The 13,729-nt window shown below is 60.1% G+C and carries 13 protein-coding genes; 12 read left to right on the top strand and 1 reads right to left on the bottom strand.

Annotation, left to right across the window (positions count from 1 at the left end; translation table 11 throughout):
* The first annotated feature begins 92 nt into the window (after positions 1–92).
* Together glyS and KR100_RS08775 are read left to right on the top strand one after the other, a co-directional pair.
* Positions 93–2,255, top strand: coding sequence for a glycine--tRNA ligase subunit beta (glyS, locus tag KR100_RS08780; protein ID WP_038544936.1), 2,163 nt, complete (start codon positions 93–95; stop codon positions 2,253–2,255).
* Between the two features lie 70 nt (positions 2,256–2,325).
* Positions 2,326–2,547, top strand: coding sequence for a hypothetical protein (locus KR100_RS08775; RefSeq protein ID WP_038544933.1), 222 nt, complete (start codon positions 2,326–2,328; stop codon positions 2,545–2,547).
* Positions 2,548–2,557: 10 nt separating this feature from the next.
* On the opposite strand, the gene chlP is transcribed toward KR100_RS08775, so the two are convergent.
* Positions 2,558–3,907 carry a geranylgeranyl reductase gene (gene chlP, locus KR100_RS08770; RefSeq protein WP_038548426.1) on the bottom strand — a complete coding sequence of 450 codons (1,350 nt, stop codon included), beginning with the start codon at positions 3,905–3,907 and terminating at the stop codon, positions 2,558–2,560.
* 109 nt (positions 3,908–4,016) lie between these two features.
* On the opposite strand from chlP, the gene KR100_RS08765 reads away from it, so the two are divergent.
* From KR100_RS08765 to KR100_RS15910, 10 genes are all read left to right on the top strand, one after another.
* Positions 4,017–4,766: a M15 family metallopeptidase gene (locus tag KR100_RS08765; protein WP_038544931.1), complete on the top strand. Its 750-nt coding sequence runs from the start codon at positions 4,017–4,019 to the stop codon at positions 4,764–4,766.
* Complete coding sequence (locus KR100_RS08760) at positions 4,766–7,282, top strand: U32 family peptidase (protein ID WP_038544928.1); 2,517 nt, start codon at positions 4,766–4,768, stop codon at positions 7,280–7,282. The genes KR100_RS08765 and KR100_RS08760 overlap by 1 nt, the downstream gene beginning before the upstream one ends.
* A 58-nt stretch (positions 7,283–7,340) precedes the next feature.
* Positions 7,341–9,149, top strand: coding sequence for a translational GTPase TypA (gene typA, locus KR100_RS08755; RefSeq protein ID WP_038544926.1), 1,809 nt, complete (start codon positions 7,341–7,343; stop codon positions 9,147–9,149).
* Complete coding sequence (locus KR100_RS08750) at positions 9,149–9,505, top strand: DUF309 domain-containing protein (RefSeq protein WP_038544923.1); 357 nt, start codon at positions 9,149–9,151, stop codon at positions 9,503–9,505. Before typA ends, KR100_RS08750 begins: the two co-directional genes overlap by 1 nt.
* A 40-nt stretch (positions 9,506–9,545) precedes the next feature.
* Positions 9,546–9,983 carry an LptA/OstA family protein gene (locus KR100_RS08745; RefSeq protein WP_239420298.1) on the top strand — a complete coding sequence of 146 codons (438 nt, stop codon included), beginning with the start codon at positions 9,546–9,548 and terminating at the stop codon, positions 9,981–9,983.
* Positions 9,980–10,708 (top strand): LPS export ABC transporter ATP-binding protein, encoded by a 729-nt coding sequence (lptB, locus tag KR100_RS08740; protein ID WP_038544918.1) that lies wholly within the window; start codon positions 9,980–9,982, stop codon positions 10,706–10,708. Before KR100_RS08745 ends, lptB begins: the two co-directional genes overlap by 4 nt.
* A gap of 5 nt (positions 10,709–10,713) precedes the next feature.
* Positions 10,714–11,868, top strand: coding sequence for an LptF/LptG family permease (locus tag KR100_RS08735; protein ID WP_038544916.1), 1,155 nt, complete (start codon positions 10,714–10,716; stop codon positions 11,866–11,868).
* Positions 11,869–11,906: 38 nt separating this feature from the next.
* A complete protein-coding gene (gene ccsB, locus KR100_RS08730; RefSeq protein WP_038544912.1) occupies positions 11,907–12,827 on the top strand; it encodes a c-type cytochrome biogenesis protein CcsB in 921 nt (306 codons plus the stop codon).
* A gap of 318 nt (positions 12,828–13,145) precedes the next feature.
* On the top strand, positions 13,146–13,457 hold the full coding sequence (locus KR100_RS08725) for a hypothetical protein (protein WP_038544910.1): 312 nt from the start codon (positions 13,146–13,148) through the stop codon (positions 13,455–13,457).
* Positions 13,454–13,651 carry a hypothetical protein gene (locus KR100_RS15910; RefSeq protein ID WP_156098000.1) on the top strand — a complete coding sequence of 66 codons (198 nt, stop codon included), beginning with the start codon at positions 13,454–13,456 and terminating at the stop codon, positions 13,649–13,651. The genes KR100_RS08725 and KR100_RS15910 overlap by 4 nt, the downstream gene beginning before the upstream one ends.
* Positions 13,652–13,729 lie beyond the last annotated feature (78 nt).

The following is a 13,729-nucleotide window of genomic DNA, read 5'->3' as shown; positions in this document are numbered from 1 at the left end:
CAATCTGACCGGTGCTCACTGAATCGATCGTTGTGTCATTTGAAACTAGCTAAGCGGCTTCCAATACAGTCGCCAACGGCTCTGTTGATGGTGTGACTTCAACCTTTCTTCTGGAGATTGGAACCGAGGAACTGCCGGCAGATTTCGCCCGTCTGGCTCTGTCGCAACTGGAGGATCTTGTTCTCCGGGATCTGAGGGAGAACCGTCTTGACCACAGCAGCCTTGTGGTGACGGGAACACCAAGACGTCTGGTCGTACAGGTCGAGTCGCTGCAGGAACGCCAGGCGGATCTCACGGAGGAGCGCAAGGGGCCACCGCTGGCACAGGCCTTCAAGGACGGACAGCCCGGCCCGGCTGCCGTTGGTTTCGCCAGGCGCTGTGGCGTTGATCCAGCCAAACTGGAGGTTCGCGAGACACCGAAGGGCCCCTGCGTGTTCGCCACGGTGATGACGCCCGGGCAGACCAGTCGTTCCCTGCTTCAGGAGCTGATCCCGCGTTGGATCAGTGCCTTGCAGGGCAGGCGCTTCATGCGTTGGGGCGCGGGAACGCAACGGTTCAGCCGGCCGATCCGTTGGCTGCTGGCCTTGCAGGGCAGCGAACTGATTCCGGTGGAGCTGCCGGATGGAGATCCTGCGATTCGCAGCGATCGGTTCACCCGGGGGCATCGCCTGCGGAGCGGGACCCCTCTCGAGGTTTCGGATGCTGACCTGTACACCAGCGTCCTGAATGCTGCCGGTGTTGTAGTTGATCGCCATCAGCGCTCCGTGGCGATTCGTACGGCCATTGAGACCGAAGCCGCTGCGATCCAGGGCATTCCCAACTGCCCGGAGTCCTTGTTTGAGGAGCTTGTCGACCTTGTTGAGGATCCACAGGTCCTGCGCGGTCGCATTGCGGATCGTTTTCTTCAGCTCCCGCCGGAAGTGATCAGCACCGTGATGCAGGCCCATCAGCGCTACGTGCCTCTCGATGTGCCCTCCGTGGCGCCGGATCCGCTGCGCCTGAAGGCTGATGAGGTGCTGCGCCCGGAGTTTCTGCTGGTCGGTAACGGATTATCGACATCCGCTGAGTCGATCACCCGCGGAAACGAACGCGTGCTGGGCGCGCGGTTGGCGGATGCTGAATTCTTCCTGGCGGTGGATCGTCGACAGCCCAGTCAGGAGCGTCGTGAAGCCCTGGCGCGGGTCACATTCGCTGAAGGACTGGGAAGCCTGCTGGACCGAAGTGTTCGGATTGAGACGCTCGCCGAGCAACTTCTGGCAACGCTGGAGCTTCCCGAGGAAACCGCTGCGGCCGCCTTGCGGGCCGCCCATCTCTGCAAGCACGATCTGGTCAGTCAGATGGTGGGCGAGTTCCCCGAGCTGCAGGGGCTGATGGGCGGTAAATATCTCCTTGAGGAGGGGGAATCCCGTGCGGTGTCCCTCGCTGTTGTGGAGCACTATCTGCCCAAGGGGGCGGGTGATGCCCTGCCCAGCACCGATGCCGGCGCCGTGGTCGCTCTCGCCGAGCGTCTCGAATTGCTGCTCAGTATCTATGCCAAGGGAGAGCGCCCCAGTGGCTCCTCCGATCCCTATGCCCTGCGTCGCGCCGGTAATGGTGTCCTGCTGATTCTCTGGGAGAGAGGCTGGCGACTGGATCTACGGGCGTTGTTGCAGCAGGCTGCCAGCCGCTGGGCTGAGCTTTTCCCGGCCTTTGAGGTCAACCCCGATGCGTTGCGAGACGATCTGTCCCTGCTGCTGCGGCAGCGGATCGTCTCCCAGCTCGAAGAGGACGGTCAGTCTCCGGATCTGGTTCAGGCTGTTGCGGGGCCGGCCGTGGCCGATCAACGCCTGCTCGCAGACCCGATTGATGTACAGGACCGGATCAAACGTCTCCAGGCCCTGCGTGATGACGGTCGTCTGGCGGCTGTCCAGGCCGTGGTGCAGCGGGCATCGCGGCTGGCAGAGAAAGGGGATATGGGGAACGGTCAACTCACAGCTGAGGGTGTGGTTGATCCAGCCTTGTTCGAATCTCCCAGTGAACAGGGCATGGCTGAAGTGCTTCAGCGCCTGCAACCCCTGGCGGTGTCTCGCTCCTATGCGGCACTGGCCGATGCCCTTGTTGAGGCCACACCGGCGCTCGAGGCTTTTTTCGATGGAGAGCAGAGCGTCATGGTGATGGCCGAGGACGCGGCGTTACGTCAGAACCGGCTGAATCTCCTGGCTGTGCTGCGCAACCAGGCCTCGGTTCTGGCTCAGTTTGAACTGATCCAGGCCTGAGCCCTCCGTCGGATCCGTTGGCAAAAGCGCGGCCTCCAGCTAACGAAAGAATGCATCAACCAACACCGTTATGGCCGACGACTCGAAGCAACAACTGCAACCGGTCGTGATCCGCCAGGGCGGCAACGGCATTGGATTGGTCCTGGCTGCCTTGATCGTCGCGGGGGCTGCGATCTATGCCATCAACGTCTGGTCGACAACCAAAAAGGAAACGGCCCCAGGCAAAACCCTGCAGGAAGGTGTCGAACGGATCAAGGAAGGCGTTGGCAAAGCGATCGAGCAACGCCAGTAGTGATCTGCTTTTAGCGAACGTCCGCTGTTTCTTTCCCTTTGGCCTGGGCCTTCACGGCCTGGGCCGCTTCATCAGCCAGGAAATCGCCGTCGGAACGACCAACCGCTGATGGCACTGGGCTGTAGTTCGACGGAGCCAGAGCTTCACCCCTGAGCAGGCTTCCCAGGGTTCGCAGGGTCAGCTTGATCTGCTGCCATGGGTTCATCATCACCACCCGTTTGTACAAATAGCTGTCGAAGGTCAGTTTCTGGACGTCCTTGTCGTCGCACATTTCGACGAAGGCTTCCCTGGCCGCGTCATTGCGGTAGAAGATTCTCTGCAGGATGTCGAGCACCGCGTAGGTCGCTCCGTACTTGCGATCCCAACGCTTGAGGTAAGTGGATTTGATCTGCCTCTCGGTGGGGATCAGGGAGCCGTTCTTTGAAACTTCCACAATGGCTTCAGCGCACATGCGGCCGCTCTTCGCAGCGAAGTAGATCCCTTCGCCTGAACTCTTGGTGACGTAGCCGGCAGCATCTCCAACGAGGGCCATCCGACCCACGACCCGGCGTGGGCGGGGATGTTCAGGAATGGGGTGTGCTTCGACCTTGATCACTTCGCCTTTGAAGAGGCGTTTGTTGGCCCGTTCCCGAATTCCCTTCTGCAGACCTTTGATCAGGCTCTGGTTCTGTTGCATCGTGCCGGTGCCGACGGCGACATGGTCGTACTTGGGAAAGACCCAGGCATAGAAGTCTGGAGAGACGTCGGTGCCGACGTACATCTCAGCCAGATCCTCGTAGTGGGTCATCTCCTCGGCGGGAAGCTTGATCCTTTCCTGGAACGCGATGGCGACGTTGTAATCGCCGGCATCCATTGCCTTGGCGACACGGGAGTTGGCACCATCGGCTCCGATGATCAGATCCACATCCAGAGTTTTCTGCTCTCCGGTGGGGCCACCACCGCTGTAGTCGGCGTAATGAAGGGTGTAAGGCCCCTGACGGTTCACGCCGGTGTCAATCTTCTGGACAAGACCGTTCACAAGGGTGGTACCGAGATCGGCGGCCCTGTTGCGGAGAAAGGCGTCGAACACCTCACGTCGACACATGCCGATGAAGGCGTTGTCGTCGTACCCGAGGGGATCCAGACGGATGTCCACCTCGCGATTGGAGGGTGAAATCATCTTCATGTTGCGGACCTTGCGGTCGATGATTTCGTCTGGAAGGTCGAATTCCTCAACCATGCAGAGCGGAATGGCACCTCCGCATGGCTTGGCGTTATCCAGCTTGCGTTCAAACAGCCAGGTCTGAATGCCAGCTTTGGCGAGCACTTCAGCGGCACAGGATCCACTGGGACCGCCGCCAATCACCGCAACACGCAACATCTCAGCCATTCTCCGCTGGATTGTTTTTTGAAACTACCACTGCGGTCCTGAATTTCGTTGGTCCCACTGGCACCCGCCCTTACGATCGAAACAACACGCATCAGCCCCCTTGGTCCGGGCCGCCTCTGCACGCCGCCCCGTCAGGGACGACATTCCTGTGGCCCGTCGGTCCACCCCGGTACCGCGTCGTTCCGGCGGCGGGCTCGGATTGTTTCTGGCCTGCGTCGTTGTCTGCGGTGGAAGTGTGGGTGCGGTGTTGTTCGGCCCTCAGCTGATGGCACGTCTCAATCCCCCTGAGCCGGAAGAGATCGAGGTATTTCGGGAGCGACCGGATGCCGATGGCCGATTACTGGGTCACTTTCCCTATCTCGAAGCCACGGGATCCTCACTGATCGCCGTTGAACCCGGCATCGAACTCCATGCCGATGCTGCCGATGCGTTTGAGGCCATGCGTCAGGCGGCCGCTTCCGATGGGGTCGATCTGAGGCTGCTCAGCGGTTACCGCTCCATCAATCTCCAGGAAGAGATCTTCTTTGATGTGGCGTCGGAACGTAATCAAACGGCTGAAGAACGGGCGAGGGTGTCAGCGCCCCCTGGCTACTCGGAACACAGCACGGGCTATGCCGTTGACCTTGGCGATGGAGAGGCCCCTGAAACCCACCTGTCACCGGATTTCGAGCAGACCCTGGCCTTTCGCTGGCTGCAGGATCACGCGCCCAGGTACCACTTCATTCTCTCGTTCCCAGTCGGTAACCCCCAGGGAGTGAATTACGAACCCTGGCACTGGCGATACGAGGGCACGGCCGATGCCCTGCGTCTGTTTGAACCGGCGCGTCGTCTCGCCCAGCGGACCTCCTGATGCGGCCGGAGCTGCTGGCTCCCGCCGGAGATTGGCAGGCGTTGCGTTCGGCTGTCGCGGCCGGTGCGGATGCGGTCTACTTCGGTGTTCAGGCCTTCAACGCACGTCAGCGGGCTGAAAACTTCCGCATCGAGGAACTGCCTGAGCTGATGGACTGGCTCCACAGCCGACAGGTTCGCGGTTTCCTCACCTTCAACGTGCTGGTGTTCAGCGATGAGCTGAAGCGGGCCGCGGATCTGTTGATCGCCGCCGAACGGTCGGGGGTGGATGCCGTGATCGTTCAGGACGTCGGTCTGTGCAGCCTGGCCAGGAGGCTTGTGCCCTCCCTTGCACTGCACGGGTCCACCCAGATGTCGATCACCAGTGCCGCCGGTGTGGCCCAGGCCGCCGCCCTGGGATGTCAGCGCGTCGTGCTCGCACGTGAACTGGCGTTGCGGGACCTTGAGCGCTTGCAGCGGCAGTTGCGTGACCGTCATCTGGACATTCCGCTGGAAGTGTTCGTGCATGGCGCCCTGTGTGTGGCCTATTCCGGGCAGTGCCTCACGAGTGAATCGCTGGGGCAACGCAGTGCCAACCGGGGGGAGTGCGCTCAGGCCTGTCGGCTTCCCTATGAACTGATCGTCGATGGGGTTGCCCATCCCCTTGCTGATCAGCGCTATTTGCTCTCACCACAGGATCTGGCGGCCTGGGAGCTGCTGCCGGAACTGCAACGCCTCGGGATTGCCAGTCTCAAGATCGAGGGCCGGCTCAAGGATGCCCGTTACGTCGCCGCGGTGACCGACGCCTACCGCCAGCGGATGGAGTCCAGGCCGGACCTCAGCCCAGACGACACCCGTCGTCAGCTGGAGCTGGCCTTCTCCCGCGGGTTGTCGACCGGCTGGATGGAGGGCATCAACCATCGATCGCTCGTGCATGGTCGCTGGAGCAAGAAGCGAGGCCCCCTGGTGGGACAGCTTCTGCAGACCGATCGCGCCGGCTGGCTGCAGATCCGCTGCCGCGAGCTGCTTCGTCCCGGTCAGGGACTTGTGCTGGAGCGCCTCTCTGACGATCCGCTCCAGCCTCCCGAGGAGGTCGGCGGCAGGGTCATGGTGGTGGAGCGGCTCGGCAGCGAGCGCCTGCGACTGCGGCTTGGCCCTGGCCGGGTCGATACCAGGGGGATTGCTGCTGGGGCCTCCGTCTGGTTGACCAATGACCCGGACTGGGACCGCCAGTGGCAGCGGGCCGCCGTTCGCCCGACGCCCGCGGTCGAGCAGCCGCTCAATCTCGTTGTGAGCGGACGGCTTGGGCAGCCGCTGCAGCTTGCCTGCCCGGACGTCGCGATTCAGGTTCACAGCGGGATCCCATTGCAGGCTGCATCGCAGCGGCCTCTCGATCGCAGCTGTCTGGCATCCCAGCTCGGGCGCCTTGGAGGCAGTGGTTGGAGTCTTGGCTCTCTGGAGGTGGATCTGGAGGATCAGCTCTTCCTGCCTGTGGCGGAACTGAACAGGATGCGGCGGGATCTGCTGCAGAGGCTCGAGCTTGCCCGCTCTCTCTCCGATCCCATCCCTCCGGAATCGTCTGCGTCCTCACCGGATCTGAACGAGGTGCTCCAGGACCTGCTGCCCCGGCCAGCCGAGCCCCGGCAGATCTCTGCAGGGCTGGTTGTTCTGGCCAGAAGCCTGGATCAGTTGAAGGCCCTGATCGCGTTGCCACGACACTCCGTGCCGATCGGATCGGTCGTGATGGATCTCGATCAGCCCCGTGACCTACGGGACGCTGTGGCGCTCGGTCGTGATCAGTGGCCTGGAGGGATCTGGCTGGCCGGTGCCCGGATCACGCGGCCCAATGAACGCTGGACACTGGAGCCATTGATCCGGGCGCGGCCCGACGGCTACCTCGTACGGAATGCCGATCAGCTCGAGGCTCTCACCCCCCTGGCTCCCTGCATTGGAGACTTCTCCTTAAATACAGCAAACCCCCTCACCTTGAAGTGGTACCAGGACCACTGGGGGTTGTTGCGACTGACCGCGAGTTACGACCTCAATCTGCAACAGCTGCTTGACCTGGCTGCGGCCGTGGATCCAGCGCTGTTGGAGGTGACGCTTCACCAGCACATGCCTCTGTTTCATATGGAGCACTGCCTGTTCTGCGCGTTTCTTTCGGATGGCCACGACCACACCGACTGCGGCAGGCCTTGTGAACACCATTCCGTTTCCCTGCGGGACCGCAGTGGTGTGGACCATCCGCTGCGGGCCGATCTCGGCTGCCGCAACACGTTGTTCAACGGCACCGCTCAAACCGGCGTGGAGGGGCTGCCAGCTCTGCTGCGGGCCGGGGTCCGCAATCTGAGGGTTGAACTGCTCGATGAGACGGGTGCTGAGACGCAACGCCGGTTGCATCTTTACGCCGATGCCTTGGCTGGACGCCTGCGCTCACAGGAGGTCTGGAGACAGGAACGGGTGCATCACCAGCTCGGGGTGACGCGCGGCAGCCTGGGTGTGAAGGGTCCGGAGCGGACCAGCCAAATCTCATGTTGAGATATCCTGTCGCCCTGCGCCTTTGGGCGTTCTTCACAATTCCTAACGGTCTGCCCGTATGAGCGCCCAGCAAAAGGCGATTCGCAATATCGCGATCATCGCCCACGTCGACCACGGCAAGACGACCCTGGTCGACGCGTTGCTGACGCAATCCGGGATCTTCCGCGACAACGAAGCTGTGCCCACCTGCGTCATGGACTCCAATGATCTGGAGCGTGAGCGGGGCATCACCATCCTCTCCAAGAACACCGCGGTCACGTACAACGACACGCGGATCAACATCGTCGACACCCCCGGTCACGCTGATTTCGGGGGTGAGGTGGAGCGGGTGCTGGGCATGGTGGATGGCTGCCTGCTGATCGTGGACGCCAATGAGGGTCCGATGCCCCAGACCCGCTTCGTGCTCAAAAAGGCCCTTGAGCAGGGCCTGCGTCCGATCGTGTTCGTCAACAAGATCGATCGAGCCCGCGTTGATCCGGAAACAGCGGTCGACAAGGTGCTGGATCTGTTCATCGAGCTGGGAGCTGACGATGATCAGTGCGATTTCCCCTATCTCTTCGGAAGCGGCCTGGGTGGATTCGCCAAGCCGGACATGGCCACGGACAGCGACAACATGCGGCCGCTGTTTGACGCGATCCTGCGCCACGTACCGCCCCCGGTCGGCGACGCGGACAAACCGCTGCAGCTTCAGATCACGACCCTCGACTATTCCGACTTCCTTGGCCGAATCATCATCGGCCGCGTGCACAACGGCGTGATCAAGCAGGGGCAGAGCGCCTCCCTGATCAAGGATGACGGCACGATCAAGAAGGGCCGGATCAGCAAACTGCTCGGTTTTGAAGGTCTCCAGCGCATCGAGATCAGCGAGGCCTTCGCCGGCGACCTTGTGGCTGTGGCTGGCTTTGACGACGTGAACATCGGGGAAACGATCGCCTGCCCGGATGAACCCACGGCGCTCCCCCTGATCAAGGTGGATGAACCCACCCTGCAGATGACCTTCGTGGTCAATGACTCTCCCTTCGCCGGCAAGGAGGGCAAGTTCGTCACCAGCCGCCAGGTTCGCGATCGCTTGCAGCGTGAGTTGCTGACCAACGTGGCCCTGCGCGTGGAAGACACGGATTCACCGGACCGCTTTGCCGTGAGTGGCCGCGGTGAACTTCACCTGGGCATCCTGATCGAAACGATGCGCCGCGAAGGCTATGAGTTCCAGGTGTCTCAGCCTCAGGTGATCTTCCGCACCATCGATGGCACCCCCTGTGAGCCGGTGGAAACCCTGGTGATGGATGTTCCCGAGGCAGCGGTCGGAAGCTGCATCGAGAAGCTGGGCACCCGCAAGGGCGAGATGCAGAACATGGAAACCAGTGCCGATGGACGCACCCAGCTGGAGTTCATCGTTCCATCCCGCGGCCTGATCGGTTTCCGGGGCGAATTCATCAGGGCCACCCGCGGCGAAGGAATCATGAGCCACTCGTTTTATGAATACCGGCCGATGCTGGGTGATTTCGATACCCGTCGGAATGGTGTCCTGATCGCCTTCGAAGAGGGTACCGCCACCTTCTATGCCCTCAAGAACGCCGAGGATCGTGGTCAGTTCTTCATCAGCCCTGGCACCAAGGTTTACAAGGGAATGATCATCGGTGAGTACAACCGGCCCCAGGACCTGGAGATCAACGTCTGCAAGACCAAGCAGCTCACCAACATGCGTTCCGCCGGAGCTGACGAACTGGACACGCTGCAGGCCCCGATCCAGATGACCCTGGAGCGGGCTCTTGAATACATCGGACCCGATGAGATGCTCGAAGTCACCCCGGAGTCGATCCGCCTGCGCAAGCTTCCCGGTAAGAAGCCGGCCAAGGCCAAGCGCTGATGCCTGAGGAGGATCCGCGCTTTGGCCAGGCGGTTGCTCTCTTCAACACGCAGGAGTGGTATGCAGCTCATGATTTGTTCGAGGAGATCTGGCATGAGACAGCTGAGCCGGATCGCCGTTCTCTTCAGGGCATTCTTCAGGTGGCTGTGGCGCAACTGCATCTGCAGCGCGGCAACCGTCGTGGGGCCACGATTCTCTACGGAGAGGCCCTGGGTCGTCTGAGACGGCCGGGGACCCCTGATCTCGGTCTCGATCTGGAGGCCCTCTGCTGCGTTGTCGAACAACGTCTGCATCAGCTTCAACATGATGCAGACCCCGAGTCATGCACTGTCCCTCAACTGCAACCTCTGCCATGAGGGAGGGGTAGGGTCCCGAAATCTGGCGCCCTTCGCCTTCGTGGTTAAGACCATGCTGAGCAGAATTCGAGCACTCTCCTGTCTGTTCTCCGTCAGCGCCGCACTGCTGGTTGGACCGAACGTCGCCGCTGCCCAGGAATCAGCGGATCAGGGTTTGATCACCATCGAATCCGATCAGCAGGCCGCCGACAGCGTCACGGGCGTCATCACTGCCAGCGGCAACGTGCGGCTGGTCCATGATCAGCGCGGTGTGGTGGCAACCAGTCGTCAGGCGCAGTACTTCACCAAGGAATCAAGGATCGTGCTGAGTGGCGACGTGGATGTGGTTCAGACCGACGGCAATCTGTTGCGGGCTGAACGTGTCACCTATCTGCTGGATGAGGAACGGGCCATCGCGACACCGTCGGAGGGGGCACAGGTGTTCAGTCGCTGGACCCTGAAATCATCGGAACGGAAGACGGAACCGCTTCGTCCATGAGTCTTTCTCTGGAGCAGGTCTCCATCAGCCTTGGTGGTAGGCAATTGGTGAAAAGTGTGTCCCTCACGCTTTCGCCAGGGGAGGTAGTCGGTCTGCTCGGACCAAACGGGGCTGGCAAGACAACAACGTTCAATCTCGTCATCGGACTGTTACGACCGGATCATGGCCAGGTGAATCTCGATGGGCGGGAGGTGGCGACGTTGTCCATGCCCCATCGAGCCCGCCTGGGGATCGGCTACCTCCCACAGGAACCGAGTGTGTTTCGCCAGCTCACGGTTCGCCAGAACCTGGCCGTTGCGCTGGAGCAAACGGATCTGACGCCAGCCCAGCGGCGGGATCGTCGTGATCAGTTGATTGAGGATTTTCACCTCACAGCGTTCATTGATCGCCGTGGATTTCAACTCTCCGGTGGCGAACGCCGTCGCTGCGAGGTGGCCCGTGCTCTTGCCGTTGGTGTGGACGGGCCGAGTTATCTCCTGCTGGATGAACCCTTCGCCGGAGTCGACCCCCTCGCCGTGGCTGATCTGCAGTCGCTGATTCAATCCCTCCGCAGTCGCGGCATGGGGATTCTGATCACGGATCACAACGTGCGTGAAACGCTGGCCATCACCGACCGCTCCTACATCGTCAACGACGGAGCGATCCTGGCGTCGGGTCGATCAGATCAGGTTGCCGCCGATCCACAGGTGCGCCGCTACTACCTGGGGGAGGACTTTCAGCTTTGAGGCCGTTGTTCCTTCGTGGTCCATGGCAGCGACTCAGCTTGCTTGACCGCTGGTTGCTGATCGAGCTGCTTGGCCCGCTGTTGTTCTTTGTGGCGCTGTTCACCCTGCTGCTGCTGACAGGCGGTGTGATGTTCGAGCTGGTTCGCCAGATGGTGGACAAGAACCTGCCGATCACGATTGCCACTCAGGTGCTTCTGTTCAGCACGCCGCGCTGGCTGGCATTTTCCGTTCCGATGGGAACGCTGATGGCGTCGCTGTTCGTATACACGCGCCTGTCCACCAACAGTGAACTCACCGCTCTGCGAAGTCTTGGGGTGACCACGGCACGGATGATCGCTCCCGCCATGGTGGTGGCTGTGCTGATGACAGGGCTCACCTTCGTTCTCAACGATGTGGTGGTGCCTGGCAGTAACAGGTATGCGGAGGTCACCCTGCAACGGGCGCTCGGACGCTCTCTGGCAACGGAGAAGGGTCAGGACATCATTTATCCACGCTTCGGTCCGCGGACAAGGGCAGTGGATGACGCCTCTTCAGAACGCGGTCTGACCCAGCTGTTCTTCGCCCGACGCTTCAGAGACGGGGAAATGCAGGACGTCACGGTGCTGGATTTTTCACGGGTTGGTTTCACCCAGATGCTGGTGGCGAAGAAGGCCGTCTGGAATCAGCAGAAGGCGTCCTGGGATTTTCTTGATGGCCAGATCCTGACGCTGAACAGCAGTGGCAGTTCCTCCCAGGCTGACTTTGATCGCTACGTGTACCCACTTGGATCTGGCCCCTTGCGCCTGGCCAAAATTCAGAAGGACGCGGTCAACATGACTGTGGCGGAGGCCATGCAGGCTGAGCGGTTGTATGTGGAGTCAGGCAACAACAAGGACGCTCGCAAGATTCGTGTGCGGATCCAGGAGAAATTCACGTTCCCGATGGCCTGCATCGTCTTCGGTCTGTTTGGTGCCACGCTCGGCGCACAACCCAGTTACCGCACCAGTCGCAGCTTCGCGTTTGTTCTGACGCTGGGCATCATCGTTGTGTACTACGTGATCAGTTTCAGTTTCAGTTCCCTTGGGGTGAAAGGAACGCTTTCTCCTCTGGCAGCTGCCTGGCTGCCGGTTTTGATCTCTCTTGGAGCTGGTGGACTGTTACTGCGTCAGGCCAGTCGTTGATCTAGCCCGGCAGAATCGGATCAGCAGGTTTCCATCGTTTGTTCGCTGCTTCATTCGACGCGGTTACAACCCTGGGCTTCGCGGCCTTCGTGCTGTTGCTTCTGGCACTGCCGGTGTCCTTCTGGGCCGCTTCAAGCCAGACTTCGTCCACGAGCGTGCGCATGCTGGTCGCGATTTCAAATCTCCTGCTGACGGCCCAGCTTGTGTTGCGCTGGTGGCAGTCCGGCCATTTCCCGATCAGCAATCTCTACGAGTCGCTCTGTTTCCTGGCCTGGGCCTGCACACTGACCCAGCTGCTTGTTGAGCGCAGTTGGCCATCGCCGATCGTTCCGGCGGCTGCAACGCCGATGGGACTTGGGTGTATTGCGTTTGCAAGCTTCGCCCTGCCGGATCAGCTTCAGACATCAGCACCTCTGGTGCCGGCCCTGCGCTCGAGCTGGCTGGTGATGCACGTCAGCGTGATCATGGTGAGTTACGCCGCACTGCTGGTGGGATCTTTGCTGTCATTTGCGGTGTTGATCACTGACCGCGGTGAGGCCCTGGAACTGCGCAGCAGCTCGATCGGCAGTGGTGGATTTCGTCAGGCCGCTGCCGTGGGGGACAACGGCGTTCTCCAGTTGCGTTCAGTTCAGCTCACCACCAATGAACAACTCGACAGCCTCAGCTATCGCACAATCACTGTTGGGTTTTTACTGCTGACCGTCGGCATCATCAGCGGTGCTGTCTGGGCCAATGAAGCCTGGGGCAGTTACTGGAGCTGGGATCCGAAGGAAACCTGGGCATTGATTTGCTGGCTTGTTTATGCCGCCTATCTCCACACGCGACTGAGTCGCGGTTGGCAGGGTCGTCGTCCGGCCTTGGTGGCTGTTGTTGGCTTGGCTGTGATCGGAATCTGTTACATCGGTGTGAACTTGTTAGGCATTGGTTTGCACAGCTATGGCTGGTTTCTTGGAACTTAGTGTTGGCGATGGTTTTTCATCTGTTAACCCCCTGGGAACAACTGGACTCGACCTCCAAACCCGACTAAATGCATTTGGTTTCGGGGAGGGTTGAACGACGGGAGCCGATGGGTGAGTGGCTGGTATGGATGCCCAGCTCGACTTGGTGGAGTGAGTATCGAGAACTTTGACTATGTTCCCTGCCGTGTGCCTGAGTGGCGAGTGGCTTGGAAAGAACCTGAGGATATGAAGGTAGGTCCAGAGATTCCAGAGGATGCTCAATGGAAGCTGTTCCCGGTTGATTGAGATGCGACACTTTGCTCCTGCAGGCTGTTTCTTATGAAACTCTTTCCATTCATCGGAGCACTCCTTGTTTCAACAGCACCTGCCGATTCTGTTGCTACACCTGACAAATCAGCAGATGATGAAAGAAACAAAGGCTTCTACTACGGCTATGTCTATGGAATAGGGAATACCTTGTGCGGATTGGCAGCCGACAAACTAATCACAAAAGAATATGCCCAAAAGCTATTTATAGAAATACCTGATATGGTTAAGAAAGATCCTGATGCCAAAGACTATGCTTCCAATATAGACATCGCCTATAGAGACATAATCCAAGATGTAGCTTGTAAAGAGGTTTTTCAATGAAACTCTTCCCACTCATCGGTGCACTCTTTCTTTCAACAGCACCAGTCCATGCAGGCAGTCCTTTCGATGACGGAGATCCTTACGACAACTACACGCCTTATGAAATTTGTAAGGCCTACATGAATGGTGATCCTGATAACAAAGATGATCTGCCGACTGAAGACTTCAGCCAATGCTCTGCGTATCGTTGGTGAGTGTCGTTCGATGGCAATCACTGCTGATTTGGAGGATATGAAAGTGGGTCCAGAGATTCCAGAGGATGCTCAATGGAA

The organism is Synechococcus sp. KORDI-100, assembly GCF_000737535.1.
In the GTDB taxonomy this organism is placed as follows: domain Bacteria; phylum Cyanobacteriota; class Cyanobacteriia; order PCC-6307; family Cyanobiaceae; genus Parasynechococcus.
The sequence above is the reverse complement of the archived record's forward strand: the minus strand, read 5'-3'. Positions and strand labels throughout refer to the sequence as shown.